Source organism: Citrobacter sp. Cf116, assembly GCF_030336505.1.
GTDB classification, from domain to species: domain Bacteria; phylum Pseudomonadota; class Gammaproteobacteria; order Enterobacterales; family Enterobacteriaceae; genus Citrobacter; species Citrobacter freundii.
Genome location: NZ_JAOWEQ010000037.1, coordinates 1,377,312 through 1,393,848, shown reverse-complemented (window position 1 = coordinate 1,393,848; position 16,537 = coordinate 1,377,312). Strand labels below are relative to the sequence as shown.

Below are 16,537 nucleotides of genomic sequence, written 5' to 3'. Positions count from 1 at the left end.
AGCTAACGGGCCACTACGGCCAGGGATGAAAAATGAAACATTTACGCGTAGCGGCCTGCATGCTGATGCTGGCACTGGTCGGGTGCGATAATAATAACGAAAAATCACCGACGGCTGCGAAGCCTGATGCGCCTGCGCCACAGACAGCGCCAGCAAAAGATAAGGCTCAATTACAAAAACTGATGCAGCAAAGCCAGGGCAAGTCGCTGACGCTGCTGGATGCCTCAGAGGTCCAGCTCGACGGTGCGGCAACGCTCGTGTTGACCTTCTCCATTCCCCTCGATCCGGAACAAGATTTTTCCCGCGTCGTGCACGTTGTTGATAAAAAAAGCGGCAAAGTGGATGGTGCCTGGGAGCTGGCGCCAAATCTGAAAGAGCTACGCTTACGCCATCTGGAACCTAACCGGGAACTGGTCGTTACCATTGAGCGTGATTTGCTGGCGCTGAATAAAGCGACGTTCGCTATTGATTATGAAAAAAACATTACCACTCGCGACGTCCAGCCAAGCGTAGGGTTTGCCAGTCGCGGCTCGCTGCTGCCGGGAAAAGTGATTGAAGGGCTGCCGGTGATGGCCCTTAACGTTAATAGCGTAGATGTGAACTTCTTTCGCGTGAAGCCTGAGTCACTCGGTGCGTTTGTCAGCCAGTGGGAATACCGCAATTCGTTGACTAACTGGGAATCTGACAATCTGCTGAAAATGGCGGAACTGGTGTATACCGGACGCTTTGACCTCAATCCTGCGCGCAACACCCGTGAGAAGCTGCTGTTGCCGCTGAGCGATATCAAGCCGTTGCAGCAAGCAGGTGTTTACATCGCGGTGATGAATCAGGCTGGACAATACAACTACAGTAATGCCGCTACGCTGTTCACGCTCAGCGATATTGGTGTGTCTGCACACCGTTACCATAATCAACTGGATGTCTTTACGCAGAGTCTGGAAAACGGCGCCGCGCAGCAGGGGATTGAGGTCACGTTACTCAATGAAAAAGGACAGACTTTGGCGCAGGCTACCAGCGACGCTCAGGGTCATGTAAAACTGGAGACTGATAAAGACGCGGCTTTATTGCTGGCCCGCAAAGACGGGCAAACCACGCTGCTGGATCTGAAGCTCCCAGCGTTGGATCTGGCTGAATTTGATATTGCCGGTGCGCCGGGATACAGCAAGCAGTTCTTTATGTTCGGCCCACGCGATCTCTATCGTCCCGGCGAAACGGTGATCCTCAACGGATTACTGCGTGACAGCGATGGCAAAACGTTGCCCGACCAGCCGGTGAAGCTGGAGGTCGTGAAGCCCGACGGACAAGTGTTACGCTCGGTGGTTAGCCAGCCGGAGAACGGTCTGTACCGCTTTAGCTGGCCGCTGGACACCAACGCGCCAACGGGTATGTGGCATATTCGGGCTAATACCGGTGATAACCAGTCGCGGATGTGGGATTTCCACGTCGAAGATTTTATGCCTGAGCGGATGGCGCTCAATCTCTCCGCCAATAAGATCCCGGTGGCACCAACTGATGACGTGAAGTTTTCGGTAGTGGGCTACTACCTGTACGGCGCGCCCGCTAGCGGTAATGCTCTGCAAGGGCAGCTTTATCTGCGTCCATTACGAGATGCCGTTCAGGCATTGCCGGGCTTCCAGTTTGGGAATATCGCCGAAGAAAACCTTTCCCGCAGCCTCGATGAAGTTCAGCTCACGCTGGATGACCACGGACGCGGCGAAGTGACCACCAACAGCCAGTGGCAGGAGACGCATTCCCCGTTACAGGTGGTTTTGCAAGCCAGTCTGCTGGAGTCGGGGGGGCGCCCGGTGACGCGTCGGGTTGAGCAAGCCATCTGGCCTGCGGATATGCTGCCGGGCATTCGTCCGCAGTTTGCAGCGAAAGCCGTCTATGACTACCGCACCGATACCACCGTGAATCAGCCTATCGTTGATGAAAACAGCAACGCCGCTTTCGACATTGTGTATGCCGATGCGCAAGGCGAGAAAAAAGCGGTGTCCGGTTTGCAGGTGCGTTTGATCCGCGAGCGACGAGATTATTACTGGAACTGGTCTGAAGGCGAGGGCTGGCAATCACAGTTCGATCAAAAGGATCTGGTTGAAGGTGAGCAGACCCTGGATCTTAAGGCCGATGAAACCGGTAAAGTCAGCTTCCCGGTTGAGTGGGGCGCCTATCGTCTGGAAGTGAAAGCTCCGAATGATGCGGTGAGCAGCGTACGCTTCTGGGCCGGTTATAGCTGGCAGGATAACAGCGACGGCAGTGGGGCTGTGCGTCCCGATCGCGTGACGCTGAAACTGGACAAACCCAGCTATCGTCCCGGTGATACCATGAAGCTGCACGTTGCCGCTCCCGCTGCTGGCAAAGGTTATGCGATGGTGGAATCCAGCGAAGGCCCGCTGTGGTGGCAAGAAATAGACGTACCGGCGGATGGTCTTGATATCTCCATCCCAATCGATAAAACCTGGAATCGCCACGATTTGTATCTTAGTGCGCTGGTGGTTCGTCCTGGCGACAAGTCCCGTTCGGCAACGCCAAAACGGGCGGTCGGTTTACTGCATTTGCCGTTAGGTGACGAAAACCGTCGTTTGGCGCTGGCGCTGGAAAACCCGGCGAAAATACGTCCAAACCAGCCGTTGACCGTCAAGATTAAAGCCAGCGTCAAAAATGGCGACGTACCAAAACAGGTTAACGTGCTGGTCTCTGCCGTTGATAGCGGGGTGCTGAACATTACCGATTACGCCACGCCGGATCCGTGGCAGGCGTTTTTCGGGCAAAAACGCTATGGCGCAGATATTTATGATATTTACGGCCAGGTGATCGAAGGGCAAGGACGCCTGGCGGCGCTGCGCTTTGGTGGTGATGGCGATGAATTAAAACGCGGCGGTAAGCCACCGGTTAATCACGTCAATATCGTGGCGCAACAGGCGCTGCCGGTCACGCTTAACGAGCAGGGCGAAGGTACGGTGACGTTACCTATTGGTGATTTCAACGGCGAGCTGCGGGTAATGGCGCAGGCCTGGACGACGGATGACTTTGGCAGCAGCGAAAGCAAAGTGATTGTTGCGGCGCCGGTGATTGCTGAACTGAATATGCCGCGTTTTCTGGCGGGAGGCGATACCTCGCGCCTGACGCTGGACGTGACTAACCTGACTGACAAACCGCAAACGCTGAATATTAAGCTCGCGGCCAATGGTTTACTGGAGCTGATGGGGCAAGATCCCGCGCCGGTAAATCTGGCGCCAGGCGTAAGGACTACGCTGTTTATTCCGGTGCGCGCGCGGGAGGGTTTTGGCGATGGCGAAATTCAGGCAGAAATTAGCGGTCTGATTTTACCGGGTGAAACGCTGCCTGTTCAGCATAAACAGTGGAAGATTGGCGTGCGTCCGGCGTTCCCGGCGCAAACCGTTAATAACGGTGTCGCACTTCAGCCGGGCGCGACCTGGCAGCTTCCGGGCGAAGAACTGACCAATTTCTCCCCTGTGACGATGCAGGGGCAACTGCTGTTCAGCGGTAAGCCGCCGCTAAATCTGGCGCGCTATATCCGCGAACTGAAAGCGTACCCTTACGGTTGTCTGGAGCAAACGGCGAGCGGGTTGTTCCCATCCTTATACACCAACGCTGCGCAATTGAAGGCGTTAGGTATTGTGGGCGACAGCGATGAAAAACGTCGCGCGGCAGTTGATATTGGGATTTCCCGTTTAGTGCAGATGCAGCGTGATAACGGCGGTTTTGCGCTGTGGGATAAAAACGGGTCGGAAGAGTACTGGCTGACCGCGTATGTCATGGATTTCCTCGTCCGGGCAAATGAACAGGGCTACAGTGTCCCGGTAGAGGTGATTAACCGGGGCAACGAGCGGCTACTGCGCTATTTGCAGGATCCGGGCATGATGTCGATTCGCTATACCGACGACTCTTCAGCAAGCCGGTTTGCCGTACAAGCCTACGCCGCGTTGGTTCTGGCACATCAGCAAAAAGCTCCGCTCGGCGCATTGCGTGAGATCTGGGAGCGTCGTGCGCAAGCAGCCTCTGGTTTACCGCTGTTACAACTGGGGATCGCGCTGAAAAATATGGGCGATGCCAATCGCAGTGAACAGGCGTTGACGCTGGCCCTGAATACACCGCGCCGCGATACGCAACAGTGGATGGCGGATTACGGCAGTGCCTTACGGGATAACGCGTTGATGCTGGCCTTGCTCGAAGAGAACAAGATCAAACCTGACGTGCAGAATACGCTGCTGAACACGTTGTCAGAACAGGCCTTTGGACAGCGCTGGCTCTCGACTCAGGAAAATAATGCGTTGTTCCTTGCCGCGCGGACGTTACAGGATTTGCCTGGTACGTGGCAGGCGCAAACGTCACTCTCGGAACAACCATTAGCAGGGGATAAATCGCTCACCCGCAATCTGGATGCCGATGCGCTGTCTACGCTGAGCGTCACCAATACCGGTAATCTACCGCTGTGGTTGCGTCTGGATGTGAGTGGTTATCCACAAACCGCACCGACGCCTGCCAGCAACGTTCTGCATATTGAGCGGCAAATCCTGGGAACTGACGGAAATAGCAAATCGCTGGATTCGCTGCGTAGCGGCGAACTGGTGCTGGTCTGGCTGGAGGTAAAAGCCAGCCAGAACGTGCCGGATGCGCTGGTGGTCGATTTACTGCCAGCAGGACTGGAACTGGAAAACCAGAATCTGGCCAACGGCAGCGCCAGCCTGCAGGATAGCGGCAGCGAAGTGGCGAATCTGCTTAATCAGATGCAGCAGGCAGATATCCAGCACGTTGAGTTCCGTGACGATCGCTTTGTCGCCGCGGTGGCGGTCAACGAAGGACAGCCAGTTACGTTGGTGTATCTGGCGCGGGCGGTAACGCCGGGGACCTACCAGGTTCCTGTCCCGCAGGTGGAATCAATGTATGTTCCGCAGTGGCGCGCGACCGGTGCGACAGAGGGACTTTTGATTGTCAGACCGTAAATGATACGCGGGTTGGGTAAACGCGGCTGCTGGCTCTGGCTGGCAGCCGTTGCACTATTGTTTGTGGCGGCGGTTTGGGCGGCAGATAAAATCTGGCCGCTGCCGCTGCACGAAGTCGATCCGGCGCGGGTCGTGGTGGCGCATGATGGTACGCCGCTGTGGCGCTTCGCCGATGCGGATGGTATCTGGCGGTATCCGGTAACGATTGATGAGGTGTCGCCCCGATACCTTGAGGCGTTAATTAACTACGAAGACCGCTGGTTCTGGAAGCATCCCGGCGTCAATCCGTTTTCAGTACTGCGCGCGGCATGGCAAGACCTCTCCTCTGGGCGTGTGGTTTCTGGCGGCAGTACGCTCACCATGCAGGTCGCACGATTACTCGATCCCCATCCGCGAACCTTTGGCGGCAAGTTTCGCCAACTCTGGCGCGCATTGCAGCTGGAATGGCATCTCTCCAAACGCGACATCCTGACACTGTATCTCAACCGCGCGCCGTTTGGCGGTACGCTGCAGGGCGTGGGGGCGGCAAGCTGGGCTTATCTTGGTAAATCACCCGCGCAATTGAGTTACTCCGATGCCGCGCTGCTGGCTGTTTTGCCACAGACGCCGAGCCGTCTGCGTCCGGATCGCTGGCCGGACCGTGCTGAAGCGGCGCGTAATAAAGTGCTCGAACGTATGGCGACCCAGGGCATTTGGCCTGCCAGACAGGTGCAGGAGTCGCGTGAAGAACCGGTCTGGCTGGCACCCCGGCAAATGCCGCAGTTAGCACCGTTATTCTCGCGCATGATGCTGGGAAAAAGCCGAAGCGATAAAATCGTGACTACCCTTGATGCCGGATTGCAGCGTCAACTGGAAGAGCTGGCGCAAAACTGGAAGGGGCGCTTACCTGCGCGCAGTTCGCTGGCGATGATCGTGGTCGATCACACCGATATGAGCGTGCGTGGCTGGGTGGGGTCGGTAGATATGAATGACGACTCCCGTTTTGGTCATGTGGATATGGTGAATGCGATCCGTTCGCCTGGCTCGGTGCTGAAGCCGTTTGTTTATGGCCTGGCGCTGGATGACGGACTCATTCATCCAGCTTCGTTATTGCAGGATGTCCCGCGGCGAACCGGGGACTATCGACCGGGGAATTTTGACAGCGGTTTTCATGGCCCGGTGAGCATGAGCGAAGCGCTGGTGCGCTCGCTGAATTTACCCGCCGTGCAGGTACTCGAAGCCTATGGCCCGAAGCGTTTTGCCGCATCGTTACGTAACGTCGGCGTACCGCTGTATCTGCCCGCAGGGGCTGCGCCGAATCTGTCGCTGATTTTAGGTGGCGCGGGGGCAAGGCTGGAAGATATGGCCGCAGCGTACAGCGCCTTTGCCCGCCAGGGAAAAGCGGGAAAACTGCGTCTGCAGCCGGGTGATCCACTACTGGAACGTCCGTTGATGTCGGCGGGCGCGGCGTGGATTATTCGCCGCATTATGGCCGACGAAGCGCAACCGCTGCCGGATAACGCGCTGAGCAGAGTGGTCCCTCTGGCGTGGAAAACGGGTACCAGCTATGGCTATCGCGATGCCTGGGCGATTGGCGTTAATGCGCGTTATGTGATTGGCATCTGGACTGGGAGGCCAGACGGTACGCCGGTGGTGGGACAGTTTGGTTTCGCCAGTGCAGTGCCGTTACTCAATCAGGTCAACAATCTTTTGCTCTCTCGCGGGACAAATCAGCCGGAAGATCCACGCCCTGAATCCGTGAGTCGCGGTGTGGTGTGCTGGCCGGGCGGGCAATCTCTTGCCCCCGGTGACAGCAACTGCCGTCGCCGTCTGGCAACCTGGTTACTGGATGACAGTCAGCCGCCAACGTTATTATTGCCCGAGCAGGAAGGGGTTAATGGCATTCGTTTTCCTGTCTGGCTGGATGATGAAGGCAAACGTGTGGCGGCGGATTGCCCGCAGGCGCACGAGCAAACGTTAATCGTTTGGCCGTTGCCGCTGGAGCCATGGCTACCGGAATCAGAACGTCGTGGGGCGAGATTACCGCCAGTTTCTGCCACATGTCCACCGCTGGGACAAGACGCTTCGCAGCCGTTGCAGTTGACAGGCATTCGTGATGGCGCGATTGTGAAGCGTTTACCCGGTTCTGCTCAAGCCTCATTGCCGGTGCAAACCAGCGGTGGGAGCGGTGAACGCTGGTGGTTTCTTAACGGTGAAAGGCTGGATGAACGCGGACGTCGTCTTACGCTACTGCTGGCGACTAAAGGGGATTATCAACTGCTGGTGATGGATGATGCAGGCCAGGTAGCGACGGTGAGATTTTCGATGCAGTAGACCAGTTGGTGACTGTTTGTTGCTAAAATTCATCTTATTTTAAAGAAATGTTACCTTCATCAATAGTCAATTGCCGGGATGCTCTTTATAATCCGCGCCAGGTCGTACATCTATATAGACAACAACAGAACACATTACAGAGGTTATCATGGCTATTGAACGTACTTTTTCCATCATCAAACCAAACGCGGTGGCAAAAAACGTTATTGGGAGCATCTTTGCGCGCTTTGAAGCAGCAGGGTTCAAAATCGTCGGGACTAAAATGCTGCACCTGACCGTTGAGCAGGCGCGTGGTTTCTATGCTGAGCACGATGGCAAACCGTTCTTTGACGGTCTGGTTGAATTCATGACCTCCGGTCCGATCGTTGTTTCTGTTCTGGAAAGCGAAAATGCCGTACAGCGTCATCGTGATCTGCTGGGCGCAACCAACCCGGCGAATGCGCTGGCCGGTACTCTGCGTGCAGACTATGCTGACAGCTTCACCGAGAACGGTACTCACGGTTCCGACTCCGTTGAGTCAGCGGCGCGCGAAATCGCCTATTTCTTTGGTGAAGGTGAGGTTTGCCCGCGCACTCGCTAATCTCCCGCGTCTTTCACGTCGCAGATGCGTTGGCTGCATTCGTTTACCTCGGTCACATAGTTTTCTATGCTCCCGGGGATGCTTGAACTTGCCGCCTTCCTGCGACGCGAAATCCTTTGGAGATGAATTAGCGATTTACATATTATTTTCGCTAATGCTTCGTGCAAACGTGGCATCCCTGCGCCAGACTTTGTACAATGCAACGCCCCGGAAGAGCAGATCGCTTGCCGGGGCGTTTCTTTTTAACCCTCCACGGGCCACAACGTGTAACAACGAGGCCGGAAAAAATTATGTCTGAATTAGTTAACACCTCTGAAGTCGTCATTCCTGCGGTTCCAAATAAAAATGGAAAAATTAACCTGCTGGATCTGAACCGTCAGCAAATGCGCGAATTCTTCAAAGAGATGGGCGAAAAACCGTTTCGTGCCGATCAGGTCATGAAGTGGATGTACCACTATTGCAGCGACAACTTTGATGACATGACTGACATCAATAAGGTGCTGCGTAACAAGCTGAAAGAAGTGGCTGAAATTCGCGCCCCGGAAGTGGTGGAAGAGCAGCGTTCTTCTGACGGTACGATCAAATGGGCTATCGCTGTTGGCGATCAGCGCGTTGAAACGGTGTATATCCCGGAAGACGATCGTGCGACCCTGTGTGTTTCTTCACAGGTCGGTTGCGCATTAGAGTGTAAATTCTGCTCTACGGCGCAACAGGGCTTTAACCGTAACCTGCGGGTATCGGAGATCATTGGTCAGGTCTGGCGCGCGGCGAAAATCGTCGGCGCGGTCAAAGCAACGGGCGTGCGTCCTATCACCAACGTGGTGATGATGGGGATGGGTGAGCCGCTGCTCAACCTGACCAACGTAGTGCCGGCGATGGAAATCATGCTGGATGACTTCGGTTTTGGGTTGTCCAAGCGTCGCGTCACGCTCTCCACCTCGGGCGTTGTCCCTGCGCTGGATAAGCTGGGTGATATGATTGACGTCGCGCTGGCGATTTCTCTGCATGCGCCGAACGATGAAATTCGTGACGAAATTGTACCGATCAACAAAAAGTACAATATCGAAACATTCCTTGGCGCGGTTCGTCGTTATCTGGAGAAATCCAACGCTAACCAGGGCCGTGTGACCATTGAGTATGTGATGTTAGATCACATCAATGATGGCACTGAACACGCGCATCAGCTGGCAGAACTGCTGAAAGATACGCCGTGTAAGATCAACCTGATCCCGTGGAACCCGTTCCCGGGCGCGCCGTATGGCCGTAGTTCTAACAGCCGTATCGATCGTTTCTCCAAAGTGTTGATGAGCTATGGTTTCACCACCATTGTGCGTAAAACACGTGGCGATGACATCGATGCAGCCTGTGGTCAGTTGGCGGGCGACGTTATCGACCGTACCAAGCGTACTTTGCGTAAGCGTATGCAGGGCGACGCTATCGACATTAAGACCGTTTGATGTTGGCGCACTACGGTATAATTCCTGTACCGTAGTGCAACGTAAGCCATATGAGGTTTTTTGTTGTCGTCGTCAGGTCAATAATAACGGTGCGTTTTTGTCGACTTTAAGGCAGTATGTAACGGCGTAACAAGTGTTTAGCCCTCAGGTTTACGCCGTTTTGTCATTGATAGTCTGACCGTTTTATACTGTCTGACGAAGGTTAACTGACCAGATGTTTCGCGGTGTGGGTGAGCATTGTGGCTCGCCGGCATCAGAACCCAAATATTACGCAGCTGTAGCGAATGAATACTGAAGCCACGCACGACAAAAATGAAACACTATCCACCGGCATTCGTCTGCGCAATGCCCGTGAACAACTCGGATTCAGCCAGCAGGCAGTCGCGGAGCGACTTTGCCTGAAGGTCTCCACGGTACGCGATATTGAAGAAGATAAGGCGCCAGCCGATCTCGCTTCAACATTCCTGCGCGGGTATATCCGTTCTTATGCGCGTCTGGTGCATATTCCTGAAGAAGAACTGTTGCCAGGGCTGGAAAAACAGGCTCCGATTCGTCCTGCCAAAGTCGCACCGATGCAGAGCTTCTCGCTCGGTAAGCGTCGTAAGAAACGCGACGGCTGGTTAATGACCTTTACCTGGCTGGTACTGTTTGTCGTTGTCGGACTGACTGGCGCCTGGTGGTGGCAGAACCATAAAGCGCAGCAGGAAGAGATCACCACCATGGCCGATCAATCCTCCGCTGAGTTGAATGCCGGTAAAGAGGGTGCGCAGAATGTACCGTTAGATACCAGCGCTGCAGCAAGCCCGGATACCACGTCGGCTGCTGAAAATGGCGCGGTAACGGATTCAGCGCCAGCGCAACAAGATACCGCAGCGGTTCAGGCCCCGGCTGCTGATGCGCAACAAAACGCCGTCGTTGCCCCTTCTCAGGCTAACGTCGATACTGCAACCGCAGCGCCAGCTACCGCGGCACCGTTGCCGACCGATCAGGCAGGTGTGACTACACCTGCAGCCGATCCTAACGCGCTGGTGATGAACTTTACCGCCGATTGCTGGCTGGAAGTCACCGATGCGACCGGTAAAAAACTGTTCAGCGGGATGCAGCGTAAAGACGGCAATCTGAATTTGACCGGTCAGGCACCATACAAACTGAAGATTGGTGCTCCGGCGGCAGTGCAGATTCAGTTCCAGGGTAAACCTGTCGATCTGAGTCGTTTTATCAGAACTAACCAGGTTGCGCGTCTGACCGTTAATGCCGAACAATCACCGGCTCAGTAACAGACGGCAATGCGGGAGATTTTTTAATGCATAACCAGGCTCCAATTCAACGTAGAAAATCGACACGCATTTACGTTGGGAACGTGCCGATCGGCGATGGTGCGCCCATCGCCGTACAGTCTATGACTAATACGCGTACCACGGACGTGGAAGCGACGGTTAATCAGATTAAAGCGCTGGAACGCGTAGGCGCAGACATTGTTCGTGTCTCTGTACCGACAATGGATGCCGCAGAAGCGTTCAAGCTTATCAAACAGCAGGTTAACGTCCCGCTGGTTGCCGATATACACTTCGACTATCGTATCGCACTGAAGGTGGCGGAATACGGCGTTGATTGCCTGCGTATTAACCCAGGTAATATCGGCAGTGAAGAGCGTATTCGCATGGTGGTGGATTGCGCTCGTGATAAAAATATTCCTATCCGTATCGGCGTCAACGCCGGATCGCTGGAAAAAGATCTGCAGGAAAAATACGGTGAACCGACGCCTCAAGCGCTGCTGGAATCCGCTATGCGCCACGTGGATCACCTCGATCGTCTGAACTTCGATAAATTCAAAGTTAGTGTTAAAGCGTCTGACGTTTTCCTCGCCGTAGAATCCTATCGCCTGCTGGCGAAACAGATCGATCAACCGCTGCATCTGGGGATCACCGAAGCTGGTGGCCTGCGTAGTGGTTCGGTGAAGTCCGCGATCGGCCTTGGCCTGCTGTTATCTGAAGGGATCGGCGATACGCTGCGTGTTTCTCTGGCGGCCGATCCGGTGGAAGAGATCAAAGTTGGATTCGATATCCTGAAATCGTTGCGCATTCGCGCGCGCGGGATCAACTTCATCGCTTGCCCAACCTGTTCGCGTCAGGAGTTTGACGTTATCGGTACGGTTAACGCGCTGGAGCAACGCCTGGAGGATATCATTACGCCAATGGACGTTTCGATCATCGGCTGCGTAGTAAACGGCCCTGGTGAAGCGCTGGTTTCTACGCTGGGCGTGACGGGTGGTAACAAGAAAAGCGGCCTGTATGAAGACGGCGTGCGTAAGGACAGACTCGATAACGACGACATGATTACGCAGCTTGAAGCCCGCATTCGTGCCAAAGCAAGTATTCTGGACGAAGCGCGTCGTATCGACGTGCAGCAGCTTGAAAAATAACAACGTGATGGGAAGCGGCATGCTTCCCGTGTATGATTGAACCCGCATGGCGCCCGCATTGTTCGGGTTAGCGCTGAGGGTTCATTTTTATATTCATAAAGAGAATAAACGTGGCAAAAAACATTCAAGCCATTCGCGGCATGAACGATTATCTGCCTGGCGAAACCGCCATCTGGCAGCGCATTGAAGGCACTCTTAAAAACGTGCTCGGCAGCTACGGTTACAGTGAAATCCGCTTGCCGATTGTAGAGCAGACCCCGTTATTCAAACGCGCGATCGGTGAAGTCACCGACGTGGTTGAAAAAGAGATGTATACCTTTGAGGACCGTAATGGCGACAGTCTGACGTTGCGTCCTGAAGGGACTGCGGGCTGCGTACGCGCCGGCATCGAACATGGTCTCCTGTACAATCAGGAACAGCGTCTGTGGTATATCGGGCCGATGTTCCGCCACGAACGTCCGCAGAAAGGACGCTACCGTCAATTCCATCAGTTGGGTGTCGAAGTGTTTGGCCTGCAAGGCCCTGACATCGATGCGGAACTGATTATGCTGACCGCTCGCTGGTGGCGCGCGCTGGGTATTTCTCAGCATGTCAGCCTGGAGCTGAACTCAATCGGTTCGCTTGAAGCCCGCGCTAACTACCGTGATGCGCTGGTTGCCTACCTGGAACTGCACAAAGAGAAACTGGACGAAGACTGCAAGCGCCGTATGTACACCAACCCGCTGCGCGTTCTCGACTCCAAAAACCCGGAAGTACAGGCGCTGCTCAACGACGCGCCTGCACTGGGCGACTATCTGGATGACGACTCGCGCGAGCACTTCGCGGGTTTGTGCAAACTGCTGGAGTCCGCAGGCATTGCCTACACCGTCAATCAGCGTCTGGTTCGTGGTCTTGATTACTACAACCGCACCGTATTTGAGTGGGTCACCAGCAGCCTGGGCTCTCAGGGTACCGTGTGTGCCGGTGGTCGTTACGACGGTCTGGTAGAGCAACTTGGCGGTCGTGCAACGCCTGCCGTGGGCTTTGCTATGGGTCTGGAACGACTTGTTTTGTTAGTTCAGGCAGTTAATCCGGAATTTAACGCAGATCCTGTTGTCGATATATACCTGGTCGCTTCAGGGGCGGACACGCAGTCGGCAGCAATGACGCTTGCAGAACGTCTGCGCGATGAAGTTCCTGGTGTGAAACTGATGACAAACCACGGTGGCGGCAACTTTAAGAAACAGTTTGCCCGTGCCGATAAGTGGGGCGCCCGCGTTGCACTGGTACTGGGCGAGTCCGAAGTGGCTGACGGTACTGTTGTAGTGAAGGATTTGCGCTCTGGTGAGCAAACGGCAGTAGCGCAGGATAGCGTTGCCGCGCATTTGCGCACTTTACTGGGCTAAGGAGAAGGACAGCGTGGAAATTTACGAGAACGAACACGACCAGGTTGATGCGGTAAAACGCTTCTTTGCTGAAAACGGCAAGGCGCTGGCTGTTGGGATCATTTTAGGGGTTGGCGCGCTGGTTGGTTGGCGTTACTGGACCAGCCATCAGACGGAGTCCGCACGCTCTGCTTCTCTGGCGTATCAAAATACGGTGACTGCGGTTAGCGCGGGTAAACCGGACAGCATTCCTGCCGCTGAGAAATTTGCTGCAGAGAATAAAAATACCTATGGCGCGCTGGCTTCACTGGAACTGGCGCAGCAGTTTGTTGACCAAAATGAACTTGAGAAAGCCGCAAGCCAGCTGCAACAAGGCTTGGCTGCGACCAGCGATGAAAATCTCAAAGCAGTGATAAACCTGCGTCTGGCTCGTGTTCAGGTTCAGCTTAAACAGGCTGATACCGCGCTGAAAACACTCGAAACCATTAAAGGTGAAGGGTGGGCGGCCATTGTTGCCGATCTGCGTGGTGAAGCGTTGCTGAGTAAAGGCGACAAACAAGGTGCGCGTAGCGCATGGGAAGCGGGTGTGAAAAGCGATGCCTCTCCTGCTCTGAGCGAAATGATGCAGATGAAAATCAATAATTTGTCCATCTGAGAGGGACCCGATGCAATTGCGTAAATTACTTCTGCCAGGGCTGCTTTCCGTTACCCTATTGAGCGGCTGTTCACTGTTTAGTGGCGAAGAAGATGTCGTTAAGATGTCCCCATTACCGGTGGTTGAAAACCAGTTTACTCCGTCTACGGAATGGAGCACCTCTGTAGGAAACGGTATTGGTGATTTCTATTCCAATCTTCATCCTGCGCTGGCGGATAACGTTGTCTATGCTGCCTCTCGCGCTGGTGTAGTTAAAGCGTTGAACGCAGGCGACGGCAAAGAAGTCTGGTCTGTGAATCTGGGTGAGAAAGATGGCTGGTTCTCCCGTGCATCTGCACAGCTTTCTGGCGGTGTAACCGTGTCCGGCGGTCATGTTTATATCGGCAGTGAAAAAGCACAGGTTTATGCGCTGAACACCAGTGACGGTACTACCGCATGGCAGACGAAAGTCGCTGGTGAAGCGCTGTCTCGTCCTGTTGTGAGCGATGGCGTGGTATTGATCCACACCAGCAACGGTCAGTTGCAGGCCTTAAACGAAGCCGACGGCGCCATCAAATGGACCGTTAACCTCGACATGCCTTCTCTGTCTCTGCGTGGCGAATCCGCTCCGGCAACCGCCTTTGGCGCAGCTATTGTTGGCGGTGATAACGGTCGCGTAAGCGCCGTGCTTATGCAGCAGGGCCAGATGATTTGGCAGCAGCGTATCTCTCAGGCGACAGGCCCAACGGAAATCGATCGTCTTAGCGACGTTGATACCACGCCGGTTATCGTCAATGGCGTTGTTTACGCGCTGGCTTATAATGGTAACCTGACGGCGTTGGATCTGCGCAGTGGTCAGATCATGTGGAAACGCGAACTGGGCTCGGTGAATGATTTCATCGTCGACGGTAACCGTATCTACCTGGTTGATCAGAACGACCGCGTGCTGGCACTGACCACCGATGGCGGCGTGACGCTGTGGACGCAAAGCGATCTGCTGCACCGTCTGCTGACGTCCCCGGTATTGTATAACGGCAATCTGGTCGTCGGTGATAGCGAAGGCTACCTGCACTGGATTAACGTTGACGATGGCCGTTTTGTTGCCCAGCAGAAAGTTGACAGCTCAGGTTTCCTGACCGAGCCGGTCTCTGCTGATGGTAAACTGCTGATCCAGGCGAAAGACGGTACGCTGTACTCTATTACGCGTTAATCGTCGCGGCCGCTCGCTTTGAAAAACGGCTCCTGGTGCAGGGGCCGTTTTACTGTTTTTAACAACGGAGCAAAAATGTGCCCGTTGTCTGATGATTTTTTAAATGAGGCTTTAAACATGGTACCTGTGGTCGCGCTTGTCGGGCGCCCTAACGTTGGCAAATCCACGTTATTTAACCGTCTAACTCGCACCCGAGATGCGCTGGTTGCGGATTTCCCGGGTCTGACTCGTGACCGTAAGTACGGTCGTGCGGAAATTGAAGGCCGCGAGTTTATCTGTATTGATACCGGCGGTATTGATGGCACCGAAGACGGTGTTGAAACCCGTATGGCGGAACAGTCGCTGTTGGCTATCGAAGAAGCGGACGTTGTGCTGTTCATGGTGGACGCGCGTGCTGGCCTGATGCCAGCGGATGCAGCTATTGCGAAACATCTGCGCTCGCGCCAGAAACCGACGTTCCTGGTAGCCAACAAAACTGACGGACTCGATCCTGACCAGGCGGTTGTTGATTTCTACTCTCTGGGTCTGGGTGAAATTTATCCGATCGCGGCGTCCCATGGTCGTGGCGTTCTCAGCCTGCTGGAGCATGTACTGCTGCCGTGGATGGACGACGTTGCTCCGCAGGAAGAAGTCGACGAAGACGCGGAATACTGGGCGCAGCTGGAAGCCAAAGAAAATGGCGAAGAAGAGCCTGAAGATGATTTCAATCCGCAGGATTTGCCGATCAAACTGGCGATCGTGGGTCGCCCGAACGTAGGTAAGTCCACACTTACTAACCGTATTCTTGGCGAAGATCGTGTGGTGGTTTACGACATGCCGGGGACCACGCGTGACAGTATTTATATTCCGATGCAGCGCGATGAGCGCGAATATGTGCTTATCGATACCGCGGGCGTGCGTAAGCGCGGCAAAATTACCGAAGCGGTAGAAAAATTCTCAGTTATCAAAACGCTGCAGGCGATTGAAGATGCCAACGTGGTGATGTTGGTGATTGACGCACGCGAAGGGATTTCCGATCAGGACCTGTCGCTGCTGGGCTTTATCCTCAACAGTGGGCGCTCACTTGTTATCGTTGTGAACAAGTGGGATGGTCTGACGCAGGAAGTAAAAGAGCAGGTCAAAGAGACGCTGGACTTCCGTCTGGGCTTTATTGATTTTGCACGCGTACACTTTATCTCTGCGCTGCACGGCAGCGGTGTGGGTAATCTGTTTGAATCGGTCCGTGAAGCTTATGACAGCTCCACCCGTCGCGTGAGCACCGCGATGCTGACGCGCATTATGACCATGGCAGTAGAAGATCATCAGCCGCCACTGGTGCGTGGTCGTCGTGTGAAGCTGAAATACGCCCACGCGGGCGGTTATAACCCGCCAATCGTGGTGATTCACGGCAACCAGGTCAAAGACCTGCCGGATTCCTACAAGCGTTATCTGATGAACTATTTCCGCAAATCTCTGGACGTAATGGGGACGCCGATCCGTATTCAGTTCAAAGAAGGGGAAAACCCGTTTGCCAACAAACGCAATACGCTGACTCCGACTCAGATGCGTAAACGTAAGCGTTTGATTAAACACATTAAAAAAAGCAAGTAA

The 16,537-nt window shown here is 54.6% G+C and carries 10 protein-coding genes; all 10 read left to right on the top strand.

Going from position 1 to position 16,537, the window contains the following annotated elements:
* Positions 1 to 32 precede the first annotated feature (32 nt).
* Complete coding sequence (locus OGV74_RS15995) at positions 33 to 4,967, top strand: alpha-2-macroglobulin family protein (RefSeq protein WP_086504416.1); 4,935 nt, start codon at positions 33 to 35, stop codon at positions 4,965 to 4,967.
* Positions 4,968 to 7,280 (top strand): peptidoglycan glycosyltransferase PbpC, encoded by a 2,313-nt coding sequence (pbpC, locus tag OGV74_RS15990; RefSeq protein WP_086504415.1) that lies wholly within the window; start codon positions 4,968 to 4,970, stop codon positions 7,278 to 7,280.
* 148 nt (positions 7,281 to 7,428) lie between these two features.
* Positions 7,429 to 7,860: a nucleoside-diphosphate kinase gene (ndk, locus tag OGV74_RS15985; protein ID WP_003037710.1), complete on the top strand. Its 432-nt coding sequence runs from the start codon at positions 7,429 to 7,431 to the stop codon at positions 7,858 to 7,860.
* A 290-nt stretch (positions 7,861 to 8,150) separates the two neighbouring features.
* Positions 8,151 to 9,317 carry a dual-specificity RNA methyltransferase RlmN gene (rlmN, locus tag OGV74_RS15980; protein WP_003037713.1) on the top strand — a complete coding sequence of 389 codons (1,167 nt, stop codon included), beginning with the start codon at positions 8,151 to 8,153 and terminating at the stop codon, positions 9,315 to 9,317.
* 284 nt (positions 9,318 to 9,601) lie between these two features.
* On the top strand, positions 9,602 to 10,594 hold the full coding sequence (rodZ, locus tag OGV74_RS15975; protein ID WP_086504414.1) for a cytoskeleton protein RodZ: 993 nt from the start codon (positions 9,602 to 9,604) through the stop codon (positions 10,592 to 10,594).
* Between the two features lie 26 nt (positions 10,595 to 10,620).
* On the top strand, positions 10,621 to 11,739 hold the full coding sequence (gene ispG, locus OGV74_RS15970) for a flavodoxin-dependent (E)-4-hydroxy-3-methylbut-2-enyl-diphosphate synthase (protein WP_286521090.1): 1,119 nt from the start codon (positions 10,621 to 10,623) through the stop codon (positions 11,737 to 11,739).
* Between the two features lie 110 nt (positions 11,740 to 11,849).
* Positions 11,850 to 13,124 (top strand): histidine--tRNA ligase, encoded by a 1,275-nt coding sequence (hisS, locus tag OGV74_RS15965; protein WP_003835173.1) that lies wholly within the window; start codon positions 11,850 to 11,852, stop codon positions 13,122 to 13,124.
* Between the two features lie 13 nt (positions 13,125 to 13,137).
* Positions 13,138 to 13,758 carry a YfgM family protein gene (locus OGV74_RS15960; RefSeq protein ID WP_003037727.1) on the top strand — a complete coding sequence of 207 codons (621 nt, stop codon included), beginning with the start codon at positions 13,138 to 13,140 and terminating at the stop codon, positions 13,756 to 13,758.
* Between the two features lie 10 nt (positions 13,759 to 13,768).
* Positions 13,769 to 14,947 (top strand): outer membrane protein assembly factor BamB, encoded by a 1,179-nt coding sequence (gene bamB / locus OGV74_RS15955; protein ID WP_003037730.1) that lies wholly within the window; start codon positions 13,769 to 13,771, stop codon positions 14,945 to 14,947.
* Positions 14,948 to 15,064: 117 nt separating this feature from the next.
* Positions 15,065 to 16,537 carry a ribosome biogenesis GTPase Der gene (der, locus tag OGV74_RS15950; RefSeq protein ID WP_003037733.1) on the top strand — a complete coding sequence of 491 codons (1,473 nt, stop codon included), beginning with the start codon at positions 15,065 to 15,067 and terminating at the stop codon, positions 16,535 to 16,537.

What these genes read in the sequence shown, in the direction of transcription:
- OGV74_RS15995 (WP_086504416.1), top strand. Translation starts at nt 33, where the DNA reads ATGAAACATTTACGCGTAGCGGCCTGCATGCTGATGCTGGCACTGGTC.
- pbpC (WP_086504415.1), top strand. Translation starts at nt 4,968, where the DNA reads ATGATACGCGGGTTGGGTAAACGCGGCTGCTGGCTCTGGCTGGCAGCC.
- ndk (WP_003037710.1), top strand. Translation starts at nt 7,429, where the DNA reads ATGGCTATTGAACGTACTTTTTCCATCATCAAACCAAACGCGGTGGCA.
- rlmN (WP_003037713.1), top strand. Translation starts at nt 8,151, where the DNA reads ATGTCTGAATTAGTTAACACCTCTGAAGTCGTCATTCCTGCGGTTCCA.
- rodZ (WP_086504414.1), top strand. Translation starts at nt 9,602, where the DNA reads ATGAATACTGAAGCCACGCACGACAAAAATGAAACACTATCCACCGGC.
- ispG (WP_286521090.1), top strand. Translation starts at nt 10,621, where the DNA reads ATGCATAACCAGGCTCCAATTCAACGTAGAAAATCGACACGCATTTAC.
- bamB (WP_003037730.1), top strand. Translation starts at nt 13,769, where the DNA reads ATGCAATTGCGTAAATTACTTCTGCCAGGGCTGCTTTCCGTTACCCTA.
- der (WP_003037733.1), top strand. Translation starts at nt 15,065, where the DNA reads ATGGTACCTGTGGTCGCGCTTGTCGGGCGCCCTAACGTTGGCAAATCC.